Origin of the sequence: Bacillus sp. ChL18 (assembly GCF_026241425.1) — a bacterium.
Lineage (GTDB): Bacteria > Bacillota > Bacilli > Bacillales > Bacillaceae > Bacillus > Bacillus velezensis.
In genome coordinates this window covers 53,979-79,701 of record NZ_JAPHWE010000004.1, presented here as the reverse complement: position 1 = coordinate 79,701, position 25,723 = coordinate 53,979, and the positions used below count along the sequence as shown (strand labels likewise).

The following is a 25,723-nucleotide window of genomic DNA, read 5'->3' as shown; positions in this document are numbered from 1 at the left end:
TTTAATCCAGAATAGATGGCACACGGACATAGCCGTCTTTATGATCGGGAGCATTTTTCATGACATCCTCGACCGGAAGGCCTTTACCCGCTTCATCTTCTCTCATTACGTTTTTCATTTTCAGCACGTGTGTTGTCGGTTCCACGTTATCCGTGTCCACTTCATTAAGCTCCTCGGCAAACGAGATGATGCTGTCAAGCTGTTCTGTGAACATTTCAGCTTCTTCATCCGTAATGGCGAGTCTCGCCAAATGAGCGACATGCTTTACTTCTTCTATAGAAATTCGTGACATAAGATCCACCTCCGCATAATTCTCCGTTTCGTCATATAATACTGATCATATCAAAAATGAGCCCTCTAAAGCAACAAAACGCCGCCTTCTGAGGCATGATGAAACCCTCTCTATTTTATCCTAAATCGGGGAGAAAGAGAAACGAATTATATGTCAGAAAATTTTTACTTTTATAATTTATTGGTAGCGTTTTCATCTCTAAGCTGTTCTATGTTGGCGGGGATTTTTTCCTTGAGCGGGCCAGGTTTCGAGAGTTGATTGATCGGGGATACTTTGTTAGGTTTAGTAACCATAGCCAGCACTAAATCATGCGATCCGCATGGAATGATGACTAAAGGCTGGATCGCCGGCGCATATTCCGGCACTACTAATCTACAGAGGTGATGCAACATTTACATGAAAGAAGAGAGGGTCCAAAAACGTGAGTATTGAACTAATTATATCTCTTGGCATTTACTTTGCTGCCATGCTGTTAATCGGCTGGTACGCATTCAGAAAGACAACGAATATTAATGATTACATGCTGGGCGGAAGAGGACTAGGCCCGTTCGTAACGGCGCTGTCCGCAGGTGCGGCCGATATGAGCGCATGGATGCTGATGGGAGTTCCCGGCGCAATGTTCGCAACGGGGTTATCGACCTTATGGCTGGCGCTCGGTTTGACGATCGGCGCGTATTCAAATTATCTGCTGCTTGCTCCGAGGCTGCGCGCTTACACGGAAGTTGCGGATGATGCGATTACGATTCCCGATTTTTTCGATAAACGGTTCCGCCACTCGTCATCATTGCTGAAAATTGTTTCCGCCGTGATTATTATGATCTTTTTCACACTGTACACATCGTCCGGGATGGTATCCGGAGGCAGGTTATTTGAATCGGCATTCGGCGCCGACTACAAATTCGGTTTGTTTTTAACGGCCGGTGTTGTTGTGCTTTACACGCTGTTTGGCGGTTTCCTCGCTGTCAGTCTGACTGACTTTGTGCAGGGAGCGATCATGTTTGCGGCATTAGTGCTTGTGCCGATCGTTGCTTTTACCCAGCTCGGGAGCGTTTCAACGACGATTGATTCGATCAACGCCGTTAACCCGAAACTATTGGATATCTTTAAAGGCGCGAGCGTCATTAGCATTATTTCTTACTTGGCATGGGGACTCGGCTATTACGGCCAGCCTCATATCATCGTACGGTTTATGGCGATTAAAGAAGTAAAAGATTTAAAACCCGCCCGCAGAATCGGGATGAGCTGGATGGCCATTTCAGTTGTCGGCTCATTGCTTACCGGGATTATCGGGGTTGCGTATACCCATCACTTCGGGGTCTCCGTAAAAGACCCGGAAACGATTTTCATTATTTTTTCTAAAATCCTGTTCCACCCGCTGATTACAGGCTTCTTGCTGTCCGCGATTTTAGCGGCGATCATGAGTTCCATTTCTTCACAGCTTCTCGTAACGGCAAGCGCCATTACGGAAGATTTATACCGCGCCTTTTTCAGACGGGAAGCGAGCGATAAAGAATTGGTCATGACCGGACGCCTGTCGGTATTGATCGTGGCCGTTATCGCCATCCTGCTTTCCATGAATCCGAACAGCACCATTCTTGATCTGGTCGGATATGCGTGGGCAGGCTTCGGTTCGGCTATCGGCCCGGCGCTCTTGCTCAGTCTGTACTGGAAACGGATGAATGAATGGGGAGCGCTTGCGGCGATGATTACCGGGGCCGCGGCCGTTTTAATCTGGATCACCACAGGGCTTGCCGCTTCAACCGGCGTATACGAAATCATTCCGGGGTTCTTCCTCAGTCTGATTGCCGGTATTGCCGTCAGCCTGCTGACCAAAAAACCGGCCGATGCTTCTTATCAGCTGTTCAGCCGGATGGAAGCTCTTTTGAAAAACAAGAAATAGACAAAAAGCCGTCAGATTTTATCCCTGACGGCTTTTTTCTTCCGCACTTGTCCTGCTATAAATACTGTGAGAAAATCATATCAATTTATTATAAGAAAAATTGCGGAGGTGCTGTGCAAATTGAGCTGGCCTATCGAACCAGACATTTTATTAAAGCTGGGCATTGCCACGCTGATCGGCATGATCATCGGTCTTGAACGCGAGCTGAAAAACAAACCGCTCGGACTGAAAACCTGTATCGTCATCGCCGTCAGCTCCTGTATGCTGACGATCGTCAGCATTAACGCGGCATATCATTTCCCAAAATATTACCGTATCATGATGGATCCGCTCCGCCTCCCCGCCCAAATCATTTCCGGCGTCGGTTTTATCGGCGCGGGCGTGATCCTGCGTAAAAGCAATGACGTCATATCCGGCCTGACGACATCGGCCATCATCTGGGGCGCAGCCGGGCTCGGTCTGGCTACAGGCGCGGGCTTTTATAAAGAGGCGTTCGCAAGCCTCTTGTTTATCCTGATCAGTGTCGAATTTCTTCCGTGGCTGATCAGAAAAATCGGTCCCAACCGCTTGAAGGAAAAGGATATCCGCGTGAGAATGTCTCTTTCCGATAAAGACAAAATGACCGAGATTCTAAAAGAAATGAAAAGCAAACGGCTCCGCATTCACTCCGTCCGGATTGATGATCTGCGCGAAAAAGAATTTCCGATTATGGAAGTGAAAGTCAGTGTTCACAAAAACCGCTACACCACTGACGTCTATTATGATATTAAAGAAATTCAGGGTGTCGTCGGAGTGAAGTGTGATACGTTATAAAAAAACGCCGGGCTGGATTCAGCCGGCGTTTTCTATTTATACGAATGCAGAAAAGTTATACTCCGTAATCGGGGTTTCGTTTTCGATATCGCGCCTGAGGGCTTTCAGCATCTCACGTTCCTCGTCCCCGAGTGAATTGAGGTCAAACGCCTGATGCAATAATCCGTAGATCAGCATATGGCGCAGCCGGAGAAAATCCGGGATGTGTTCAAGCCAGGCGGGGTCAAGGTCATTTTCTTCCCTGTAGCCTTTCATAAAGTGTGTCATGAACTCACCCGTAAACGCGGCCTTGTCTTCATACGGGATGACCGGATACCACAACATGTTGTACAGCAGAATACTGATATCATTCACAAACCAATTGTAGCCGATATCATCAAAATCAAATGCAGTGATTTTTCCGTTGTCCCAATTGAAATTGCCATGGTGCAGATCGGCGTGCACAAGGCCGTAGTTTTCGGGATTCTTCGGCAAACGGCGCAGTTTTTCCATTAGAGCATCCGCCCGCTCAAATACGAGATGCTGATCTGCGGGCACATATTTTCTCAGCTTCAGCTGCTCCTCTTCATCCCATTCCTGCCTTTTATATGCCGGATCGCTCAGACGGTAGCTTTTCGTCAGCCGGTGCATGTTCCCCGTGTACTTTCCAAGCTCATAAAACAGAGTTCCGTTCCAGTCTGATTCCTCCACTTTGCGTCCGGGCGCTTTTTCATAGACTCTTACTAAAAACGCTCCGCCTTTTCCATCCGGCACTTCTTCGACATCTCTGCCATTTAATGAAGGAATCGGCTTTGCTGCTGAAAGCCCTCCCTTTGCCAGATGATGAAGCCATTCCATTTCTCCGAGAATATATTCCGGTGTTCTTCTGATCGTATGCGTAATTTTTAAGATATACGGTTCGTTATCTTTCACAATTTCGTATACGTAGTTCTCTGCGTCCGCAATAAATTGAAACTTGGTAAAGCCGTATATTTCACCGGCCTCAGCCAGTACCTTATCTTCCTCAAAAATCGCTTTAATATCTTTATGCATGCTGATTCACCCTTTTCATAACGTTTGTAGGCGGTGTGTGTACTCAGCAAATGTCATTCATCAACATTCCTGCCCTTCTTTTTTCACAGCAGATTAGTAACATCCGCTTAGAAACGAAATGTGTTTTCCTGTTAATTCCTAATTATACAAATATCTTAACATACCTCATCCCTCTCTCCAACGATATTCACAATAAAAAAACCCTTGCTCATACAGAAATGAACAAGGGCATCTTGGTTAATCGTAAATATGGACGGTCGGTTCTTTGTCACCCGCATTGCGGACGATCAGCGCTTCCTGGCCGTCAGACGAGGTAATGTTAATCTCGACATCAACTGAGCCTTTTGAATAATAATCCATCAGCTCACCTGTTAAGTATTGGGTAAAGGCGATGACTTCGCTTTTCCCGTAAAATTGCATCGGGATTTCAATCTTCATTTTTCTCATTTCATCGTTTTCGTACATTGCCGTTCCGACGACTCCGGTGTAATTCGGGAAGTAGCTGTCGATGGCGTTTTTGAAGCGTTTAAACACTTCGGAATCATCAGGGTATTTCTTTGCCGTGTCTGTATCCGCCGGATAGAAGACGTACTTTTCTTTGACATCATCCCAGTTTGAAATGGTGGATGAGCCGGCCTTGACTTCTGTTTTCGCAATGTAATTCCCCGGTACGATTGATGTTTTCGGCGCTTGTTTATAAAGGGCGACGGTGATCGGCACATTTTTCAGGTTATCCATTTTCCGAAGGCGGTTAACGACTTCCTGGGCGATTTCTTCACCGTGGCTGCGGATCGTTTTATCGCTGAGCTCAACTTCCTGCTGCGGATCACCTGTGTTTTCGCGGTAATAGTATACAGAGTTGAGAGCGAGACCGATCATGACACCGCCAAGCTGGATGGAATTTTTATCTTTTCTAACTAAGTAATCCTGTTCAAGCATGGACGCTAAGTAAATCGGGCTGTTTTCATTTTTCTCTTTTGCCGATCCCGAGCTTGGCAGCACAGGGTTTAAGCCGAGATTCTGAAAATTGGCATCTGCCTTTTTCGCCTTTTTCAGATCACTGCCCTCTTTTTTGCGGTCAAGCCAGCTAAGTACCGTGTCCTCATCTAAATACTGGCCTTCCTGATACAAATAGTCATCCGTCGGGAACGTGTCTTGAGCGAGCCGCATCAGACCCGTCTCGAATTCATCGATGTCCAGCCTCGTGTTCAGCCGGTCCGCGGTCAGGCCGCGCGCTTTTCCGGCCTTAAACGGAAGCACCATTTTATAGTAGGAATCAGAGATATTATATTTCGGTATGATCGCTTTTTCAGAAGACTTTGCCGTTTTCTGCGTGATCTCTTCCTCTTTGTTCCCCCCGAAACTCGGCGAACAGGCCGACAGCATGAGTACTGCCGCCGTTGCCGTCGCCGCCAATGCCAACATCTTTTTCAATAGAAAACACTCCTCTTATTTCTTTAGCTCTCCCAATAGCTGTGCTTCATTCCATACTTCAATGTTTAATTCCTGCGCTTTTGTCAGCTTGCTTCCGGCCGCTTCTCCGGCAATCAGCAAGTCTGTTTTTTTGCTGACAGATCCCGTCAGCTTTCCGCCGAGCGCTTCAATCTGCGCCTTGGCTTCATTTCTGGACAGCTCTTCAAGCTTTCCGGTTAACACGATGGTTTTGCCGGCAAAATAAGAGTCGCTGTCCGCCGCTTTTACTTTTTTCGGGCCTTTGTAGAGTGTGTTCACACCGAGTTCCTCAAGTTCATTCAATAGCTCAAGCATTTCTTCTTTGCGGAAATAGGTGACAACGGCATCGGCCATTTTTTCGCCGATTTCATCTACCGCAAGCAGCTCTTCTTCCGTGGCTTGTTTCAGATTTTCCAGGCTTTCAAAATGCATGGCGAGTGTTTTGGCCGCTTTTGAGCCGATAAAACGGATGCCGAGACCGAACAGCAGGCGTTCCAGCGAATTCTCTTTTGACTTTTGGATGGAGCTGATCAGATTGTCAGTTGATTTTTCCCCCATCCGCTCAAGCCGGATAACCTGTTCTTTCGTCAGCTTATACAAATCAGCGACATTACGGACGAGATGTTCACGGAAAAGCTGTGTGATGACACGTTCTCCGAGCCCGTCAATATTCATCGCGTTGCGTGAGACAAAGTGAATCAGGCCTTCTCTGATCTGCGCCGGACATTCCGGATTGATGCAGCGCAGCGCGACTTCCCCTTCAATGCGGACAAGTTCGCTTTCGCACTCAGGGCAGCTGGTCGGCATATTGAATTCTTTTTCTTCTCCGGTCCGCTGTTCAATTAAGACATTGACGACCTCAGGGATGATGTCGCCCGCTTTTTTGACGACCACTTTATCGAGAATGCGGATATCCTTCTCTTTAATTAAATCTTCGTTATGAAGGGATGCTCTTGAGACCGTCGTTCCCGCGACTTTTACCGGTTCCAGAACGGCGGTCGGCGTAATGACGCCCGTTCTTCCGACATTCAGTTCGATATCGAGAAGTTTTGTCACGACCTCTTCCGCCGGGAATTTATAAGCAATCGCCCAGCGCGGGCTTTTTGCCGTATACCCGAGCTCTTCCTGCTGGTCGAGCGAATCGACTTTGATGACGATTCCGTCAATTTCATACGGGAGATCGGCCCGCTTCGCCTGCAGCTCTTCGATCATTTCAATGACTTCATCTATCGTGGCGCATTTTTTCCGTTCCTGGTTTGTTTTAAAACCGAGCTCATCCAGAAAATCCAGGCCCTGACTCTGTGTTTCCACACCCATCTCGTCAAGCTCCGCTATACTGTAGACGAAGATGTCAAGATTTCGTTTCGCTGCAATTTTCGGATCAAGCTGTCTGAGTGAGCCCGCAGCCGCGTTCCGGGGATTGGCGAACGGCTCCTCTTCATGTTTCAGCCTTTCTTCATTGAGCGCTTCAAATGACTGTTTCGGCATGTACGCCTCTCCGCGCACTTCTATGGAAAGGTTCCGTTTCATTTTCAGCGGAATGTTGCGGATCGTTTTTAAGTTTTCCGTGATATCTTCGCCCGTCGTTCCGTCTCCTCTTGTCGCGCCTCTGACGAAATAGCCGTCTTCATAACGGAGAGAAACAGCAAGACCGTCTATTTTCAGCTCCACATTATAAGCGACGCCGTCACCGACAGCCTGACGGACGCGGCGGTCAAAATCGCGGAGATCATCATCGTTAAATGCGTTGCCGAGACTGAGCATCGGTGTGCCGTGCTGCACCTTTTGAAACGATTCAAGCACCGCTCCCCCGACCCGCTGTGTGGGCGAATCAGGCGTTCTGAGCTCCGGGTGCTCTTCCTCTATGGCAATCAGCTCCTGCATCAGTCTGTCGTACTCGGAATCCGGCACGCTCGGTTCATCTAAGGTGTAATATTCATAACTGTACTGATCGATGGTGCGGCGCAATTCTTCTGCCCGGTGTTTCGCTGTTTCTTTGTCCATCATGTTCTTCCTTTCCTCTTCAGGTTACTGCTTTTCAATCGGCGCAAAAGCGGCAAGCAGACGCTTCACGCCGACAGGGCTTGGGAATGCGATATCAAGCTCGGTGCTTTCGCCTTCTCCTTTTACGCTGACAACCGTTCCGGTGCCCCATTTTTTATGGCCCGCTTTATCGCCGACCGCCCAGCTGAGCGAGTCGCCGCCTGTTTTGTTCGCATAGGAAACGGGACGGGATACGGGGCCGCGTTTCGGCTGCACTTTTCTTCCCGGCTGCATGCGAGGTGTTTTCTTCTCATTTAGGTTCTCCAATAAATCGCCAGGTATTTCCCTGATAAAGCGGGATTCCGGATTCATATTGGTGCGGCCGAATAAGGTGCGCATTTTGGCATTCGTTAAATACAGTTCTTCTTCCGCCCTCGTAATGCCTACATATGCGAGCCTGCGTTCTTCTTCCATCTCGGCTTCTTCCATCAGGGAGCGGCTGTGCGGGAACACGCCTTCTTCCATGCCCATTAAGAACACGACAGGAAATTCAAGCCCCTTAGCGGCGTGCAGTGTCATTAAAGTGACGGCATCCTTTCCGCCTGATTCCTCTTCCTTCTGGTCGAGCTGGTCAATATCCGCAATCAGCGCCAAATCAGTCAGAAACGCGACGAGAGACTTGTCTTCGCTTTTTTGTTCGAAGTTTTTCGTCACGGAAAGAAACTCGTCGATATTTTCAAGGCGGCTTTGGGCTTCGATTGATTTTTCAGCCTTCAGCATTTCTCTGTATTCCGTTTTTTCGAGAATTTCTTCCGTGAGTTCCGTAATGGACAGGTAATCCTGCATATTCGTCAGATTTTCAATCATCGTGCCAAAGCCGTCAAGCGCGTTTGCCGCTTTCGCGCTGACGCCGATGAAATCAACCTGTTTGATCGCCTGGAACATTGACATTCCGTTCATCGCCGCATATGAAGCGATTTTTTCTAGCGAAGTTGCGCCGACGCCCCGCTTCGGCACATTGACGATCCGCGTAAAACTGATGTCGTCGTCCGGGTTTGACACAAGTCGCAGGTATGCGAGAATGTCTTTAATTTCTTTCCTGTCGTAGAACTTGGTTCCGCCGACGATATTGTAGTTCAGACCGGATTTTAAAAGGGTTTCCTCAATGACGCGCGACTGGGCGTTTGTCCGGTATAAAATCGCGATATCGGAAAGCTTCCGCCGGCCCGAGCTGTGCAGCTCATAAATTTTGCCCGCGACGAATTGGCCTTCGCCGAATTCATTGTCGCCGCTGTAATAAGAAAGCTTGATGCCTTCGTCATTTTCCGTCCACAGGTTTTTCGGCTTGCGGTTTGAGTTGTTTTTGATCACTTCGTTAGCCGCTTGCAGAATCCGCTTTGTTGAGCGGTAATTTTGCTCGAGCAGAATCACGTTTGCGCTCGGGTAATCTTTTTCAAAGGAAAGGATATTCGCGATATCCGCCCCGCGCCATCTGTAAATGGACTGGTCGGAGTCACCGACGACGCAGATATTTTCAAGACGGGCCGCAAGCTGCTTCACAAGCAGGTATTGCGCCCTGTTCGTATCCTGATACTCGTCTACGTGAATGTACTGGAATTTGCGCTGATAAAACTCAAGCACTTCCGGCACACGCTCGAAAAGCTTAATTGTCGTCATGATTAAATCATCAAAATCGAGCGATTGGTTTTTCAGCAGTTTTTTTTGATAATCGGTATACACGTCACTCGTGACCTGATCGTAGTAGCCGCCGGCCGTTTTTGCGAATTCCTCAGGTTCGATCAGCTCGTTTTTTGCGCTGCTGATGGAGCCTAAAATACTTCTCGGATCAAACTTTTTCGGGTCGATATTCCGCTCTTTCAGAATCCCTTTAATAACGGAAAGCTGATCAGCCGTATCAAGAATGGAGAAATTTCGGTTGATGCCGATTCTGTCAATATCCCTGCGCAGAATCCGCACGCACATGCTGTGGAAAGTGGATATCCAGATTTCATCCGCGCCGGGTCCGAGAATGCTCTCCACCCGCTCCTTCATTTCTCTGGCGGCTTTATTTGTAAATGTAATCGCCAGAATGTTCCATGGCGCCACGTGTTTTTCCGCCATTAAGTATGCGATTCTGTGCGTCAGCACACGTGTTTTTCCGCTTCCCGCGCCCGCCATCAGAAGCAGCGGACCGTCCGTCGTCTTGACCGCTTCCTGCTGAACGGGATTTAATCCGCTTAATAATTGATTGCTAATGTAATTCATATCCGTTCACCGCCTATCAAACATATGTTCTATCATAAATCAATTTCGTCCGCTTGGCTACTTTGTCTTTACAGCCGCCACCGTTTTAAGCGCCTGATCAAAATCTTCATATACGGCATTTCCGACAACGATGACATCGGCATGACGGCCGAACCGTTCCGCCGTTTCCGCGTCTTTAATGCCGCCTCCGTAAAACAGGACGGACTTGTCCAGCACAGCCTTCGTTTTCTCCACCGTTTCTATGTCCGCCAGCATCCCGCTGTATTCCAGATAAAAAATCGGGAGATGAAGCAAATGTTCCGCGACCCGCGCATAGGCGAGAATATCTTCTGTTTCTATATGTGTATCCGCCTCCGTCAAAGCGGCCGCCTTACAATCAGGGTTGACGATGCAGTAGCCCTCCGTCACAATTTCCTCCATTGACATGAGCTCTCCGTATTCTTTCATCGCCTGATGATGCATGCCGACAATCCAGTCCGCCTTTTTGCTGTTGAGCACACTCGGAATGAAATAAAGATCAAACCCGGGCACAATGGAATCAATCGTCGACACCTCAAGTACGCACGGCACTAAAAAACGCCGCACCTTTGACATCAGTCTCAGCACATTGTCCTCTGTGATATTGTCGCTTCCTCCGATCACAATGGCGTCAGTCCCAGATTCACAAAGCCGTTCCAGCTGTTCATCCGGTAAATCTTTATTCGGATCGAGTTTAAAAACATGCTTCCACTCGTTAACATCGTACATGCGTTTTCGTTCCTCCATTCGTTTCTTGCCATTTAAACATTATAACAAATTCGTTTGGCCCGGAAAAACGGAAAAAGACGTCATTCACCTGATTCACAAAAAAAGATTGCGCTCCGCCGGACGGGAAACGGCTATGTTTGAAAACAGACAATATGTGGAATGTCAAAGAGAAAAAAGACAAGGAGTCTGATCTCAATGGAACAAGCCATTATCGTACTGATTTGTATATTGATTTTTATTATTTTAGTTCCCGCCGTATTGTTTCTCTGGATATACATAAGAGACGAAAAGCAGGAAGAACATTCAGTGCTGCGCAATTATCCCGCAGCGGGAAAACTGCGCTATATATTTGAAAAAATCGGACCTGAGCTGCGGCAGTATTTATTCAGCAATGATAACGAAGAACAGCCGTTTTCCCGGAGAGAATATGAACAGACGGTCATGTCGGGAAAGTATAAAAGCAGAATGATGGGCTTCGGCTCAGAACGGGATTTCAATCAGCCGGGCTATTATATCCGTAACGCCCTCTTCCCGAAACAAAGGGAGGAGCTGCGCGCAGATCAGACGCCGAAGATCGACACGATGATATACAAGATTGACAAAGACAACCTGCTGAAACGCAGCGAACACCGCGAAAAAGCAAAGGCGGACCCTTATTACCTGCATCCGGACGATGTGCAAATGATCGGCCGCGATACATGCAAGAAGCCGTTTTATGTGAAAGGGTTAATCGGACAATCAGCGATGAGCTACGGCTCACTTGGCGACCGGGCAATCACCGCCCTGTCAAAAGGGCTGCACCAGGCCGGCGGCACATGGATGAATACAGGCGAAGGCGGCCTGTCTGAGTATCATCTGAAAGGCGGCGCGGATATTATCTGCCAAATCGGCCCCGGGCTGTTCGGCGTCCGCACCGAAGAAGGAGAATTTTCATGGGAAGAATTTAAGAAAAAAAGCCGCCTCGAGCAGATTAAAGCCTTTGAATTAAAGCTTGCGCAAGGGGCGAAAGCAAGAGGCGGGCATATTGACGGTTCAAAGGTGACCGAAGAAATTGCCGCCATCAGAAATGTGCAGCCCGGACAATCCATTGACAGCCCAAACCGCTTCAACGAGTTCTCAAATGTTCCGGACATGCTTGATTTCATTGAGAAATTAAGGACTGTCGGCGAAAAACCGGTCGGCATTAAAATTGTCCCGGGCAGCCGCAAAGACCTTGAAGACCTTATTTCCTGTATGAGTTCATCAGGCAAACTTCCCGACTTTATTACGATTGACGGCAGTGAAGGGGGAACGGGAGCTTCTTTCCATGAGCTGGCGGATTCCGTCGGCCTGCCGATTCTGACCGGCCTCCCCCTTGTTGACGGCCTTTTGAAGACATACGGGATAAGAGATAAGCTGAAAATTTTCGCATCCGGAAAGCTGCTCACTCCGGATAAGATTGCCGTTGCCCTCGCGTTAGGCGCGGATTTTGTCAATATTGCCCGGGGAATGATGTTTTCAGTCGGCTGTATCCGCGCTCAAGTATGCCACACCAATCATTGTCCTGTCGGAGTGGCGACAACCGATCCAAAACTTCAGCGCGCGCTCAGTATTGAGGATAAACAGCACCGCGTCTGCAACTACGTGCTCTCGTTACGTGAAGGGCTGTTTCACCTCGCCGCGGCGGCGGGCATCAGCTCGCCGATTCATTTCTCAGCTGAACACATCGTATACCGGGAGGAAGACGGAAGTCTGAGGGAACTTCCCGGCCTTTTGAATCAGCACGCATAAAAAAACCGCCTGCCGTCATCGGCAGAGCGGTTTTTTACGTAGCTGAGGAGGATTCTCCTTTGTTTACGCGGTCAAGCGCCATTTCATAGGCGTCGTTTCCGTAATTTAAGCAGCGCTTCACCCGGGAAATCGTCGCTGTGGAAGCACCCGTTTCGCTTTCAATTTTGTGATACGTATTTCCTTCGCGGAGCATTCTTGCCACTTCCAAACGCTGCGCCAGCGATTGGATTTCATTAATCGTACAAAGATCGTCAAAGAAACGATAGCATTCCTCCAGATCTTTCAGCGATAAAATAGATAAAAATAACTGGTCCAGTTCTTTTCCGCGTAATTTATCGATTTGCATCGTCAAACACCTTCTCCTTTACTAATGGAAGCTGCATCGAGATCAGGCACGATATTAATCCATGTCTTTCCTGGCACAAACGGAAGAATCTCACCGCCTTTTACGGGCAGAATACGGCCGTCTTTATATTCCCAGTCTGACTCCATAACATCGCCGTGCTGAAGCAGGAGGCCCTTCCCCCCTGACTGAATATCGATGGCCCGCCTTCCATCTTTGTCTGTCATGCGATGGCCGGCTTCAACAATAAAAATGTTGTGCATGGCTAAAGGCTTTCCGGTCTCCCGGTCTGTCGCTTTCACACCATCAGAGCTTCTTGTATAAGTATCAGCTTTTTTATCATAATCGTATTCGACAAGATTTGTAACGTTTTGTGTTCCATAATCTATCCGAATATTGTAGGTTTCGTTTCCGGGTTTTGCATCTGATGTCTGAAATGGGAGCGGTTCTGTTTTTCCGTTCAGCTTGTATCCTTTTTGTTCCGCCGCCTTCCTGATATTGTCATACGACGTGTAGGAATTGTGGGGCGGCTTGCTGAAATCGGCTCTCCAAAACAGGCTGCCGTCAAAATCCAAACCGTTTATATAATCGTAAGTTCCGGACTCCAGCTGCTTTTTAGCGCCGGGACTCCAGCCATGATGGACAAATATGCTGTTAAACCCGCTGCTGAGCGTGACAAAATATTCCCTCGCGCTCCGCACAGGCCCGACCGTTTCCGGCATCTCACTTTGAAAAATCGCGAGAAACCGCGTAATCCGGCCCTCCGCGAGCGCTTCGATGACAACATCCGCCTTTGACAGCCCGGATTGGGGCCTCGCCTTCGGATGATTGTTCACTGCGACTGCAATCGGACGGCGTTCTGCAAGCTTCTGCTCAGTTTTCAGCCCCGTTAAAGGAGCTTCCGCTTCTTTCGGCTGCACCTGATCGGCATTGTTCTGCCGGCAGGCGGCAAGCAGCAAAAACGCAAAACAAAGCATACAAACGGTTTTCCATCTTTTCATATGTCGGCTCCCTGCTTTTATATTTTAACGCATTATCGATGGAAAGAGTACAGTTTTTTTCATCACGTCGAATATTCCTCTCGGCGTAATGCGGATATAAGGCAGGTGTGTGCTCTGCAAAAAGAGCAGCGTATAGATCGGATCGCAGAATCGGTAGCCCCGCTCCTCCAGCAACGCCCTCAGTTTTTGCTCTTTCTCAAGCACTTCTTCATACTTTTCCGCGGATGCAGAACCGTTTAAGGCGAGGGGAATCTCATGCAGAATCTTCCCGTTTTCGGCAAGCACGATTCCGCCGCCGATTTCTTTCATCCGAGAGAAAGCGAGCAGGATATCTTCCTTATTTTTTCCGGCAGCGATAATATCTCCGGTTGTCGTGTAGGAACTGACAAAGCCCTGCACCCGATCGGCAAAACCTTTCAGCATTGTATTGACCCGCCATTTTCCATGCTTATCGAGAAGCGTGAGATAGCATTCATCATGATCAAAAGAAAGCTGGTCAACAGAATTATCAATCGCAATCATATACGGCTCCATAATGACCGCGTTGCGCATGGTCACACCCATCGGCATTGAAAACTGTAAATCATCCATCGTCATATCATATGAAAGCTCAAGAGGGACAAGACCGCCCTTTTTCCAATCCGTTTCTGTAAACGCATTCATATTTCGGCCGTCTTCCCTCAGCAGGATGCCTTTGGAGATTACCGTGACCGGGTCCGGATTCATCGGGTCATCGAGAATGTTCAATGAAGCAAGCCGGCCCGGACCGATCACACCGAGAAAGTCGTCCATCTGATAATACTTCGCGATATTAAAGGACGCCATATTGTAGGCATCGATCGCCGGAACTCCTTCCTCCAAAGCGATTTTGATTAATTCATTCGTCATGCCGCCTTTATAAAAATGCGGCGTCGCTCCATCCGTCGTGTAGAAGAAATGATCATAATGCCGGAAGCCTTTTTGATGGAGATCCTGCAAAATCGTTCTCAAATCAGGGCGGATGGATGAATGTCTGAGCGAAACATAGTAGCCCAATTCAAGCCGTCTCATCACCTCGCCGCCATTCATCGCCTCGTGGTCGGAATCAGCTCCGAACAGTTTCATCTTCGTCAGTGTTTTTTCAGAGGCTCCGGGAAAATGCCCTTCTATCCGCTTGCGCAGTTTCTTTGTCGCCTGCATGCAATGAAGCATCAAGTCATCGCCGTCCATGAGGCGCGGCCATCCGGTCAATTCTCCGCCTTGAATGACATCCGGGTGCTCCATCCATTGCTTGCGGACATCAAAAGAAAGAAGCTGATCCTCATTCAGCACTTCAGTCTGCAGATCATATCTGGACCACCAGAAGTATTGCACCGGCTGTTTTTTCAGTTCCTCTAATATAGTAAGCGCTTTCTTTTTACCGCTGTGCAAAAGAAAAAACAAGTTATCATTAACAAACGTCGTTGTTCCGAATTGAGACACATATTCGGCGAGCGTTTGGGGATTATATATTTGAAAAGGATGTGTATGCGGTTCAATGTAACCTGGCACAATGTATTTTCCTTCACAATTTATGGTATGAATGTGCTCTGCTGCATCAGGAAGCTCATGACCAACATATACAATTCGGTCTCCATAAATCCAGACATTCTTTTTCAGCCATTGTTTTAAAAAAGGATTTAATACGAGAGCATCCCGTAAAAGTAGCGTTGGAAGCAGCTTTGAGTCTACAACATCCGCCTGTGATCTGATGTCTTTATTTTTCCAGTTAAAGGTACGTTCGGACATTCACATACTCTCCTTCGCTTATATTAGACCCATCGTATCACATCCGCACAATTATCGCACGGCTAAAACGTTACAAATTATTGAAGATGAATGAAAAACTTTTTCTAAGGGAGCTGAAATGATGAAACCGAATATCAGTTTATTAAATGCCGTTATGCGCATCACTTGCGGCCTCACCATTTTGTCTGCTGCGTCAGCGAAATACACGAGAAAACCTTGGTGCAAGATGCATCTCTTCTGTATGATGATGGGCGCGATGAAAGCGGCGTCCGGCATCCTCCGCTTCTGTCCGGTGACATATATGTTCCAAACTGGAATGAATCAGGATGACAGCCATCAGCAAGAAAAATAACAAGCCGTTTCGGCTTGTTATTTATTTTCTCCTGTCCCGCGAGTCTGAGAAGAATCCGTCTATACGCCGGAAGACTTCATCGATGACTGCGTGTCACACGGCAAACCGACAGTCTTAGTCGTCTTTTCAGAAGAAAACCCGCATCTTATATGACACGGGGTTTTCCTCTTTATCGTTGAGAAGCTTTCAGCGCACGGGCGCCGATGTCGCTCCTGTAAAACAGTCCGGGTTTTGTCAGCCCTGAAACGGCGCTGTACACTTTATCTCTCGCCGCTTCAAATGTCTCAGCAAATGCCGTGACATTGGCGACCCGGCCGCCGTTTGTAACAAATTGTCCGCCGTCTTTTTTCGTTCCGGCATGAAAAACAGCGATCCCGTCTTCAGCGGACGTCAAACTGCCGATCGGCGTGCCTTTTGCATAGCCTTCCGGATAGCCTTCAGAAGCCAGCACAACGCTGACGGCGGCCGTATCCTTCCACCTTAGGTCAACATCCTTCTCATGCAGCAGATCCAAAAGCACCTGGATGAGGTCAGATTCCATTCTCGGCACGACAACCTGTGTTTCCGGATCTCCGAAGCGCGCGTTGAATTCAATGACTTTTGATCCGTTTTCCGTCAGAATCAGCCCCGCGTACAGCACGCCCGTGAAGGAACGTCCCTCTTTGACCATTGCTTTTGCCGCCGGCTTCACAATCGTTTCGACTGCGCTTCTGACGATATCATCGGAAATGTGCGGCACCGGTGAGTAGGCGCCCATTCCGCCCGTATTCGGCCCTTTGTCTCCATCGAAGGCGCGTTTATGATCTTGAGCGATTACCATCGGATAGACGGTCTCCCCTTTTACAAACGCCATTAAGGAAAATTCTTCGCCGGCGAGGAACTCTTCAATGACAACGGATGCGCTCGCCTCGCCGAATTTCTCATCCTCAAGAAAATCGTGCAGGCATTCAATCGCCTCTTCTTCCGTCATCGCGACCGTGACACCTTTTCCGGCGGCAAGTCCGTCCGCTTTAATGACAATCGGCGCGCCATTTTGCTGCACATATGCTTTCGCCTCTTCAAATGAAGTAAACGTCTCATACTCCGCCGTCGGAATGCCGTATTTTTTCATTAAATCCTTGGCAAACTGTTTGCTCCCTTCAATGATTGCCGCTTTTTCAGACGGTCCGAAAACAAGCAGTCCGGCTTTTTCAAACTCATCGGCTATCCCTTCAATCAGAGGAACTTCGGGGCCGATAATCGTCAGCCCGACATGATGTTCTTTCGCAAACGCAATGAGTGCGGCATGATCGCTTTCTTCAATGTTGACCAGCGTCGCGCAGTCTGCCATACCGTCATTTCCGGGCGCGGCGTACACCGTGTCAACAAGCGGGCTTTGCGCCGCTTTCCAAGCCAATGTATGCTCTCTGCCGCCTTTTCCGATAATCAATACATTCACGCTTCGTTCCCCCTCTTAATGTTTGAAATGTCTGATGCCGGTGAATACCATGGCGATCCCGTATTCATCCGCTTTTTTAATCGAATCTTCATCGCGGACTGATCCGCCTGGCTGGATAATCGCCGTGACACCGGCTTTTGCGGCTTCTTCGACTGTATCCGGCATCGGGAAAAACGCGTCTGATCCGAGCGCGCTGCCTTTTGCTTTTTCTCCGGCCTGCTCAATGGCGATTTTAGCTGAACCGACGCGATTCATCTGCCCCGCGCCCACACCGACCGTCATATGGTCTTTTGCAAGAACGATCGCGTTAGATTTCACATGTTTGACGACTTTCCAGGCCAGCTTCAGATCTTCCCATTCCTGCTCGCTCGGCTCTCTTTTTGTCGGGATGCTGATGTCGGCGTCATCAAATCCATGGACGTCTAAATCTTGAATCAAAAGACCGCCCTGTACGGATGTCAGCTGTTTTTCTTTCTTCCCTGAAGCGGACACGTCAAGCGTGAGCAGACGAAGGTTTTTCTTCGCCGTCAGTACGTTCAGCGCTTCTTCACTGAAAGAAGGGGCGATAATGATTTCTAAAAAGATGCCGTGAAGGGCTTCAGCCGTTGCCTGATCAACTTCACGGTTCAGCGCGATGATGCCGCCGAAAATGGAGGTTTTATCAGCTTCATACGCTTTATTGAATGCTTCCTCAATTGAAGCTCCCGTACCGACTCCGCACGGGTTCATATGTTTAACGGCAACAGCTGCGGGTTCTGTAAATTCCCGGACGATTTGAACGGCCGCATCCGCGTCCTTAATGTTGTTGTAAGAAAGCTCTTTGCCGTGAAGCTGTTTTGCCGCCGCGATGGAACCGGAGACGGGAAGTGCACTTTGGTAGAAAACCGCCTCTTGGTGAGGGTTTTCACCATAGCGGAGCGATTGTTTTTTCTCAAATGTAACGGTGAATTGCTCAGGATCTTTCTCATCGGCCTCGCGTGTTAAGTAATCAGCGATTAATGCGTCGTATGCCGCGGTATGGCGGAATACTTTGGCCGCAAGCTCGCGTTTTCTTTTAAGCGAAACGCCGCCGTGTTCTTTAATCTCATTGAGCACGGAGCTGTAATCGGCCGGATCTGTGATGACCGTCACATCCTGATGGTTTTTCGAGGCGGCGCGCAGCATGCCGGGACCGCCGATATCAATGTTTTCTATCGCTTCATCGTATGTTACGTCTTCTTTTGAAATCGTTTCTTTAAACGGATAAAGGTTGACAACCACAAGGTCAATCGGTGCAATGCCGTGCTCATTGATCTGCGCCATATGCTCTTCATTGTCTCTTACGGCAAGCAGGCCGCCGTGAATATTAGGATGGAGGGTTTTTAACCGTCCGTCCATAATTTCAGGAAATCCGGTCACTTCTGAAATGCCGATGACATCCACACCGTTTTCCTGAAGAAGTTTTTTTGTTCCTCCGGTCGAAATGACTTCGACGCCGAGCTCTGTCAGTTCCTTTACGAAAGGTACGAGATTTGTTTTATCAGAAACACTGATTAGTGCGCGTTTGATTGTCATGCCTTTTCACCTCTGTTATTTAGTCCCAGCAGCTGTTTCACAACGCTCGGATACCATTTGTGCTCAAGCTCGTGTATTGTATGCTCTATGTCTTCAAGCGTATCGTTTTCCTGTATTTCGAATGCTTTTTGCGCGATAATCGGTCCGGTGTCCATGCCTTCGTCGACGTAATGAACGGTAATGCCCGCCACTTTCACACCGGCCCGATACGCCTGTCCGACAGCGTCAATCCCGGGGAATGCCGGAAGAAGCGAGGGATGTATATTAATAATGCGTCCCCCGTATGCTTCAAGCAGCGTATCTCCAATCAGTCTCATATAGCCGGCGAGAACGATTAATTCCGCCCCGTGCAGGCGCAGCTGTTCAATAACGGCCCGTTCAAAGGCCGCTTTGTTTTCAAAAGATGACGGTTGAAAGGCGAATGACGGAATGTGTAAAGCCTCCGCCCTTTCCACCGCCTTTGCCTGAGGCTTATCCGTCACGAGAAGCGAGAGCTCCGCATCCCACTTCTCTTCTCTCATGCGTTTGGCAATGGCCTCGAAGTTCGATCCGTTTCCTGAAGCAAATACCGCAAACTTTTTCATGAAAGAGCCGCACCGCCGAAAGAAATGCCTTCGCCCCGCTTGACCCGGCCGATCAGATAAGCCTTCTCGCCCTGAGCTTCAAGCGTGTCGATGACGTCGGTCAGGTTTTCTTCTTTAACGGCAAGGACAAAACCGATGCCCATATTAAAAACATTGAACATTTCTTCTTCTTTCAGCTTGCCGTGTTCCTGCAGAAACGGAAAAATCGGCGGGATCGGCCATGATCCGTGATCAATTTCCGCACTCAATCCGTCCGGCAGCATCCGCGGGATGTTCTCGATGAATCCTCCGCCTGTCACATGCGCCATGCCGTCCACCTTACCGCTTTTCACCGCCTTGAGCACCGGCTTCACATATATTCTCGTCGGTTCCAGCAATTCTTCTCCGAGAGGACGCGCAAACGGTTCATAGACAGTATCCAAATCAAGTCCGCCGTCATCAAGAAGCACTTTTCTCACAAGGGAAAATCCGTTGCTGTGAAGGCCGCTTGAAGTAAGTCCGATTAAGAGATGCCCCTCTTCGATATGTTCACCGGTGACGATTTCGTCTTTTTCCGCGACGCCGACTGAAAAGCCCGCAATATCGTACTCATCAGCCGTATACAGCCCCGGCATTTCCGCCGTCTCACCGCCGATAAGCGCTGATCCTGACTGCTCGCATCCGTCCGCCACGCCCTGAACGATCTGCTCAATTTTTACCGGATCAGCCTTGCCGACCGCCAAATAATCAAGGAAAAACAGCGGCTCCGCTCCTTGGGCAAGCACATCATTTACACACATCGCGACCGCATCGACGCCGATCGTGTCATGCTTATCCATTGAAAATGCGAGTTTCAGCTTGGTTCCGACCCCGTCTGTTCCGGAAATTAAAACAGGCTTTTGATACGGAAGCTCTGACAGATCAAACATTCCGCCAAAACCGCCCAGGCTTCCCATAACGCCGAGCCTTTGCGTGCGCTCCACGTGTTTTTTCATTCGTTTGACGGCTTCGTATCCGGCTTCGATGTCAACTCCGGCATTTTTATAAGCATCAGACATCCCTATCACTCCTTGTCAATTCGTTTCTCCTTAAAAGGCAGAAAGAGAAAGGCAGCCTGAATTCCCGCTGCCTTTATGTCATTTTCAGATTTTATTTTGTCAGCACCGCTTCTTTTACGTGAGGAAGCACTGTATCCTGATAAATTTCCGTCGGATATTTGCCCGTAAAACAAGCGAGGCATTGTCCGCAGTTGGTGTCTTCAAATTTTCGGCCGACTCCTTTTAACAATCCGTCTACACTTAAGAAAGAAAGCGTGTCGGCACCGATGATCTGACGGATTTCTTCCACGGAATGAGAAGAAGCGATCAGCTCCTCATGGGTTGATGTGTCAATGCCGTAAAAGCACGGATGAGCGATCGGCGGTGAACTGATCTTGACGTGCACCTCTGTCGCTCCCGCTTCTCTGAGCATTGTGACAATCCGGCGGCTTGTCGTCCCGCGCACGATGGAATCATCAACCATGACGACCCGTTTTCCTTCAACAACACCGCGGACGGCGGACAGCTTCATTCTGACGCCTTGCTCACGGAGAGCCTGTGACGGCTGGATAAACGTTCTGCCGACATAACGATTTTTAATGAGACCGAGTTCGTACGGGATGCCCGTTGCCTCGGCATAGCCGATGGCTGCAGAAATACTGGAATCAGGCACGCCTGTGACGACATCCGCTTCAACCGCGGACTCCTGGGCAAGCATTTTTCCGAGATTTTTCCGGGCGCTGTGCACGTTAATGCCGTCGATATTGCTGTCAGGTCTTGAGAAATAAATGTACTCCATGCTGCAGATGGAACGGTTGATATTCATGGAGAAACGCTCTGATTTCATGCCTTCATCATTGATGATCAGCATTTCGCCCGGCTCTACCTCGCGAAGGTATGTCGCACCGACGACATCGAATGCGCACGTTTCTGAAGCGACGACGTAAGCATCACCCATCATGCCGATTGACAGCGGTCTGAGTCCGTTCGGGTCAAGCGCTACGATCATTTCTGTTTCAGTCATAATCAGGAACGCGTAGGCGCCTTTCAGCATGGACAGCGAATTTTTGATTTGATCCTTCAGCGAAAAGTGTCCGCTGCGTTTAATCAGGTGAGCCAGTACTTCCGTATCGGAGGAAGTCTGAAAGATGCTCCCTTGGTTTTCAAGCTGCTGCTTCAACTGTGTGGCGTTGACCAAGTTGCCGTTATGGGCGAGCGCGAGGCTGCCGTTGTTTTGCGAACGGAACAGGAGCGGCTGAACATTTTCATATCCGCCTCCGCCTGCCGTCGCATAACGAACGTGCCCGATCGCGCCTTTTCCCTTCACTTTGCTCAGTTCGCCGTTTTGAAAAACCTCGGTAATAAGCCCCTGTCCTTTATGCGCCGTCAGTTTTTCACCGTCAGTTGCGACAATTCCCGCGCCTTCCTGTCCTCTGTGCTGGAGGCTGTGCAGGCCGTAATATGTGATCTGCGGAGCTTCTTCATGTCCCCAGATGCCAAACACACCGCATTCTTCATTCAGGCCTTTGATTTCAGCAAGCATGGAATAGCTCCTTTCCACGCGCGCTCAAGTTCTTTCGTTTGCGCGTGAACCAATTGTTGTCCGTCCTGGTTTTGAATCGCCAGAAGACCGTCAGCCGTTACCTCGCCGATATGAACCGCATCGGCCACAGCCGCTTCAAACGCCGCTTGGTGTTCTTTTTTCACCGAAACGACGAAGCGGGATTGAGATTCAGAGAATAATAATGCCGCTTCCCCTGCAACAGTTACGTTGGCGCCAAGGTTTTCCGTCGTCATGACGCTTTCTGCAACCGCTACGCCTAAGCCGCCTTCTGATACGTCATGCGCGGATTGAACGAAGCCTTTTTTAATCGCGTCAAGTAATGCTTTTTGACGTGACAGCTCTATATCAAGATCGATTTGCGGCGCTTTGCCGTAAATGCGGCCTTCTGTCATTTTTTGCAGTTCGCTTCCGGCAAACTCAGGTTTTGTTTCGCCGATCACGTATACAAGATCCCCCGCTTGTTTGAAATGCTGTGTCGTAATATGAGCGGTATCTTCAATTAAGCCGACCATGCCGATAACAGGCGTCGGGTAGATCGCCGTTCCGTTCGATTCATTATAAAGTGATACGTTTCCGCCGATGACGGGTGTGCTGAGAACATTGCACGCCTCGCTGATGCCGTCGGCCGCTTTTTCGATCTGCCAGAAAATTTCAGGTTTTTCCGGGTTTCCGAAATTCAGATTATCCGTGACCGCAAGCGGTTCGGCGCCGGAGCATACGATGTTGCGCGCCGCTTCGGCAACTGCGATTTTCCCGCCTTCTTCAGGATCAAGATAGAGATAACGGGCGTTACAATCCGTCGTCATCGCCAGCGCTTTTTTCGTGCCGCGGATTCTGAGCACTCCCGCGTCAGAGCCCGGAGCGACCACCGTATTTGTGCGCACCATGTAGTCATATTGATCGTACACCCACTCTTTGCTGGCGATTGTCGGCTGCTGCAGCAGGGCAAAAAGCGTCTCGGTCGCATCTTTCACTTCAGGCGCGGGAACTTCCGTTTCCTGAAACTCGCGGTAGTACGCGGGTTCTGCTGACGGCTTGTGGTATACAGGCGCTTCTTCCGCCAGCGCGTCGACCGGAAGCTCGCAAACAACCTCTCCGTTATGGCGGAGGCGGAGCATTTTATCATCCGTAACATGACCTACGGAAACCGCTTCAAGATCATATTTATCAAAAATATCGACAATCTCCTGTTCACGTCCGCGTTCAATGACGAGAAGCATGCGTTCCTGAGACTCAGAAAGCATCATTTCGTAAGCGGTCATACCTGTTTCCCGCTGCGGAATGAGATCAAGGTTCATTTCAATGCCTGAGCCGGCTTTGCTTGCCATTTCAGCACTCGAACTTGTCAGACCGGCCGCCCCCATATCCTGAATGCCCACTAAGGCGTCGCATTGGATGACTTCAAGGCATGCTTCCAAGAGAAGCTTTTCCATGAAAGGATCGCCGACCTGCACCGCGGAACGTTTTTCTTCAGATGAATCTGACATTTCTTCCGATGCGAAAGTAGCGCCGTGTATGCCGTCGCGGCCCGTTTTAGCGCCGACGTACATGACCGTGTTGCCGACACCTTTCGCCTGGCCTTTTTTAATATCTTTATGATCAATTAAGCCGACGCACATTGCATTGACAAGCGGATTGCCCTCATAGCTTGCGTCAAACTGCACTTCTCCGCCGACCGTCGGAATTCCGATACAGTTTCCGTATCCCGCGATTCCCGCCACTACTTCTTCAAACAAGTACTTCACACGAGGTGAAGTGAGCTCACCAAATCGAAGAGAGTTTAATACAGCTATCGGACGGGCGCCCATTGAGAAAACATCACGGATGATGCCGCCCACTCCCGTCGCAGCACCTTGGTATGGCTCAAGCGCTGACGGATGGTTATGAGATTCAATTTTGAACACGACCGCCTGATTGTCACCGATGTCAACGATTCCCGCGCCTTCTCCGGGACCCTGCAGCACGCGTTCGCCGCTAGTCGGGAATTTGCGTAAAACCGGTTTTGAGTTTTTATAGCTGCAGTGCTCTGACCACATGACGGAAAAAATCCCGATTTCCGTGTAGTTCGGCAATCTTCCGATAATAGATTCAATGAGTGCGAACTCGTCATCACTGACACCCATTTGCTGATAGAGTTTCTCTTCTTTTATTTGTTCTTTACTTGGTTCAAGCAGTAGCGACATGAGTTTCCCTCCAATTTTTCACGATAGACCGGAACAATGTAAGACCGTCTGCGCTGCCGAGCAGTTCATCGACTGCGCGCTCAGGGTGAGGCATCATGCCTAATACGTTGCCTTTCTCATTCACGACGCCGGCAATGCCGCTGACGCTTCCGTTAATATCGCCGCCGTATGTGAAGGCGATTTGATTGTTTTCTTTTAATCTTTCAAGCGTTGCGTCATCACAGTAGAAATTGCCTTCGCCGTGGGCAACCGGAATCGTAATCGATTGTCCTTTTTCATATGAAGATGTGAATAACGTGCCGCCGTTCTGCACGATTAAGTCAACCGGGCGGCAGATGAACTTTAAATCTTTGTTGCGTCTCATCGCGCCTGGCAGAAGTCCGAGCTCCTGCAGAATCTGGAATCCGTTGCAGACGCCGAGAACCGGTTTTCCTTCGGCAGCCGCTTTTTTCACGGCCGGCATGATGTTTGCGAATCTGGCGATGGCGCCGCATCTCAAGTAGTCGCCGTATGAAAACCCGCCGGGGATGAGCACGCCGTCAAATCCGTCAAGGCTTGTTTCCTCGTGCCAGACATACTCGACTTCTTCGCCAAGTTCATCCTTTACGGCGTGGAACATATCAATATCACAGTTGGAGCCGGGTAACACAATCACCGCAAATTTCACTGTGCGACAACCTCCTCAACTTCATATCGGTAGTCTTCAATGACTGTATTGGCAAGGAGCTTTTCACACATTTCTTTCACGAGCGCGTCAAGATCGCGGTCAGATTTTTCAATCGTCAGCTCCATGTATTTTCCGATGCGCACATCCTGCACTTCATTGTAGGTCATGCTGTGCAATGCATGCTGCACCGCGCTTCCTTGAGGATCGAGCACACTTTCTTTTAAGCTGACATAAACTTTCACTTTATACATTATGAAATGCCTCCCAGTCTTTTGAAAATCTCTTCATATGCGTCGGTTAAGCTTCCCAGGTTCCGTCTGAACAAATCTTTATCGAGCTTTTCGTTTGTGTTTTTGTCCCACAGACGGCACGTGTCAGGAGAAATTTCGTCCGCTAAAAGCACCCGTCCCTCTGCGTCTAAGCCGAATTCCAGCTTAAAATCTATTAATCTGACGCCGCAGTCTTCAAAAATATGCTGCAGTTCTTGATTCACCTGGTTTGTAATCGATTTGATCGTTTCGACCTGCTCAGGAGCCGCCGCTTTCAAGAGCCAGATATGATCTTCTGTGATGAGCGGATCACCCAGCGCGTCATCTTTATAGTAAAATTCGATAATCGGCTGCGGAAGCTCAGTTCCTTCCGGGATGCCGAGACGTTTCGACATGCTTCCGGCGGCAATGTTTCTGACCACGACTTCAAGCGGAATGATGCTCACTTTTTTGATAAGCTGCTCTGATTCTGAAACACGCTCCACAAAGTGGTTGTCAATTCCTTTGGCGTGCAGATGTTTGAAAATCAGGCTTGAAATTTCATTGTTCAGACGGCCCTTTCCGCTGATCTCCGCTTTTTTCTCACCGTTAAAGGCTGTTGCGGAATCCTTGTAGACCACGCGGAGAATCTGTTCGTCTTCTGTTTGATAAATTCGTTTCGCTTTTCCTTCATAAAGAAGATTATTGTTCACAATATTCACGGAAGGCCTCCTAACCCGAATGTTGGGAAT

General features: G+C 49.0%; 22 protein-coding genes. 4 read left to right on the top strand and 18 right to left on the bottom strand.

What is annotated here, in order from left to right; genetic code table 11:
* Position 1: 1 nt before the first annotated feature.
* Positions 2–292 carry an Asp-tRNA(Asn)/Glu-tRNA(Gln) amidotransferase subunit GatC gene (gene gatC, locus OQ477_RS18805; RefSeq protein WP_003155732.1) on the bottom strand — a complete coding sequence of 97 codons (291 nt, stop codon included), beginning with the start codon at positions 290–292 and terminating at the stop codon, positions 2–4.
* 421 nt (positions 293–713) lie between these two features.
* Between gatC and putP the strand changes: the two genes are divergently transcribed.
* Together putP and OQ477_RS18795 are read left to right on the top strand one after the other, a co-directional pair.
* A complete protein-coding gene (gene putP / locus OQ477_RS18800) occupies positions 714–2,192 on the top strand; it encodes a sodium/proline symporter PutP (RefSeq protein WP_265973468.1) in 1,479 nt (492 codons plus the stop codon).
* 120 nt (positions 2,193–2,312) lie between these two features.
* Positions 2,313–3,005, top strand: coding sequence for an MgtC/SapB family protein (locus OQ477_RS18795; RefSeq protein ID WP_007609875.1), 693 nt, complete (start codon positions 2,313–2,315; stop codon positions 3,003–3,005).
* A gap of 36 nt (positions 3,006–3,041) precedes the next feature.
* On the opposite strand, the gene OQ477_RS18790 is transcribed toward OQ477_RS18795, so the two are convergent.
* The 5 genes from OQ477_RS18790 to OQ477_RS18770 all read right to left on the bottom strand — a co-directional run bounded on the left by OQ477_RS18790 (position 3,042) and on the right by OQ477_RS18770 (position 10,484).
* The gene (locus tag OQ477_RS18790; protein ID WP_101670769.1) at positions 3,042–4,037 is read right to left on the bottom strand and encodes a phosphotransferase enzyme family protein; all 996 of its coding nucleotides are present in this window, start codon (positions 4,035–4,037) and stop codon (positions 3,042–3,044) included.
* A gap of 237 nt (positions 4,038–4,274) precedes the next feature.
* Entirely contained in the window at positions 4,275–5,471 is a 1,197-nt protein-coding gene (locus OQ477_RS18785) for a CamS family sex pheromone protein (RefSeq protein ID WP_007609871.1), read from the bottom strand.
* 15 nt (positions 5,472–5,486) lie between these two features.
* Positions 5,487–7,493, bottom strand: a complete 2,007-nt coding sequence (gene ligA / locus OQ477_RS18780; protein ID WP_032872523.1) for an NAD-dependent DNA ligase LigA — start codon at positions 7,491–7,493, stop codon at positions 5,487–5,489.
* 24 nt (positions 7,494–7,517) lie between these two features.
* A complete protein-coding gene (gene pcrA, locus OQ477_RS18775; protein WP_105938001.1) occupies positions 7,518–9,737 on the bottom strand; it encodes a DNA helicase PcrA in 2,220 nt (739 codons plus the stop codon).
* Between the two features lie 57 nt (positions 9,738–9,794).
* On the bottom strand, positions 9,795–10,484 hold the full coding sequence (locus OQ477_RS18770) for a heptaprenylglyceryl phosphate synthase (RefSeq protein ID WP_003155740.1): 690 nt from the start codon (positions 10,482–10,484) through the stop codon (positions 9,795–9,797).
* A 195-nt stretch (positions 10,485–10,679) separates the two neighbouring features.
* Between OQ477_RS18770 and OQ477_RS18765 the strand changes: the two genes are divergently transcribed.
* Positions 10,680–12,254, top strand: a complete 1,575-nt coding sequence (locus tag OQ477_RS18765; protein WP_265973467.1) for an FMN-binding glutamate synthase family protein — start codon at positions 10,680–10,682, stop codon at positions 12,252–12,254.
* 34 nt (positions 12,255–12,288) lie between these two features.
* Here the strand turns inward: OQ477_RS18765 and OQ477_RS18760 are convergent, their stop codons facing one another.
* From OQ477_RS18760 to OQ477_RS18750, 3 genes are read right to left on the bottom strand one after another with little or no spacing between them, the layout of a single operon-like run.
* A complete protein-coding gene (locus OQ477_RS18760; protein WP_003155745.1) occupies positions 12,289–12,600 on the bottom strand; it encodes a YerC/YecD family TrpR-related protein in 312 nt (103 codons plus the stop codon).
* Between the two features lie 2 nt (positions 12,601–12,602).
* Positions 12,603–13,598, bottom strand: a complete 996-nt coding sequence (locus OQ477_RS18755) for a DUF3048 domain-containing protein (protein ID WP_265973466.1) — start codon at positions 13,596–13,598, stop codon at positions 12,603–12,605.
* 24 nt (positions 13,599–13,622) lie between these two features.
* Complete coding sequence (locus OQ477_RS18750; RefSeq protein WP_265973465.1) at positions 13,623–15,365, bottom strand: adenine deaminase; 1,743 nt, start codon at positions 15,363–15,365, stop codon at positions 13,623–13,625.
* A 121-nt stretch (positions 15,366–15,486) separates the two neighbouring features.
* Between OQ477_RS18750 and OQ477_RS18745 the strand changes: the two genes are divergently transcribed.
* A complete protein-coding gene (locus tag OQ477_RS18745) occupies positions 15,487–15,717 on the top strand; it encodes a DUF2892 domain-containing protein (protein ID WP_017419030.1) in 231 nt (76 codons plus the stop codon).
* A 169-nt stretch (positions 15,718–15,886) separates the two neighbouring features.
* Here OQ477_RS18745 and purD read toward each other — a convergent pair whose 3' ends face one another.
* The 9 genes from purD to purC all read right to left on the bottom strand — a co-directional run bounded on the left by purD (position 15,887) and on the right by purC (position 25,693).
* Positions 15,887–17,155 (bottom strand): phosphoribosylamine--glycine ligase, encoded by a 1,269-nt coding sequence (gene purD, locus OQ477_RS18740; RefSeq protein WP_265973464.1) that lies wholly within the window; start codon positions 17,153–17,155, stop codon positions 15,887–15,889.
* A 15-nt stretch (positions 17,156–17,170) separates the two neighbouring features.
* Positions 17,171–18,709 carry a bifunctional phosphoribosylaminoimidazolecarboxamide formyltransferase/IMP cyclohydrolase gene (purH, locus tag OQ477_RS18735; RefSeq protein WP_265973463.1) on the bottom strand — a complete coding sequence of 513 codons (1,539 nt, stop codon included), beginning with the start codon at positions 18,707–18,709 and terminating at the stop codon, positions 17,171–17,173.
* On the bottom strand, positions 18,706–19,293 hold the full coding sequence (purN, locus tag OQ477_RS18730) for a phosphoribosylglycinamide formyltransferase (RefSeq protein WP_007609858.1): 588 nt from the start codon (positions 19,291–19,293) through the stop codon (positions 18,706–18,708). The genes purH and purN overlap by 4 nt, the downstream gene beginning before the upstream one ends.
* Entirely contained in the window at positions 19,290–20,330 is a 1,041-nt protein-coding gene (purM, locus tag OQ477_RS18725) for a phosphoribosylformylglycinamidine cyclo-ligase (RefSeq protein ID WP_029973746.1), read from the bottom strand. The genes purN and purM overlap by 4 nt, the downstream gene beginning before the upstream one ends.
* 91 nt (positions 20,331–20,421) lie before the next feature.
* Positions 20,422–21,852, bottom strand: coding sequence for an amidophosphoribosyltransferase (gene purF, locus OQ477_RS18720; RefSeq protein WP_007609856.1), 1,431 nt, complete (start codon positions 21,850–21,852; stop codon positions 20,422–20,424).
* Positions 21,828–24,056: a phosphoribosylformylglycinamidine synthase subunit PurL gene (gene purL / locus OQ477_RS18715; RefSeq protein WP_265973462.1), complete on the bottom strand. Its 2,229-nt coding sequence runs from the start codon at positions 24,054–24,056 to the stop codon at positions 21,828–21,830. The genes purF and purL overlap by 25 nt, the downstream gene beginning before the upstream one ends.
* On the bottom strand, positions 24,040–24,723 hold the full coding sequence (purQ, locus tag OQ477_RS18710; RefSeq protein WP_265973461.1) for a phosphoribosylformylglycinamidine synthase subunit PurQ: 684 nt from the start codon (positions 24,721–24,723) through the stop codon (positions 24,040–24,042). The genes purL and purQ overlap by 17 nt, the downstream gene beginning before the upstream one ends.
* Positions 24,720–24,974 carry a phosphoribosylformylglycinamidine synthase subunit PurS gene (purS, locus tag OQ477_RS18705; protein ID WP_003155758.1) on the bottom strand — a complete coding sequence of 85 codons (255 nt, stop codon included), beginning with the start codon at positions 24,972–24,974 and terminating at the stop codon, positions 24,720–24,722. Before purS ends, purQ begins: the two co-directional genes overlap by 4 nt.
* The gene (gene purC / locus OQ477_RS18700) at positions 24,974–25,693 is read right to left on the bottom strand and encodes a phosphoribosylaminoimidazolesuccinocarboxamide synthase (protein WP_101670761.1); all 720 of its coding nucleotides are present in this window, start codon (positions 25,691–25,693) and stop codon (positions 24,974–24,976) included. Before purC ends, purS begins: the two co-directional genes overlap by 1 nt.
* Positions 25,694–25,723: the final 30 nt, after the last annotated feature.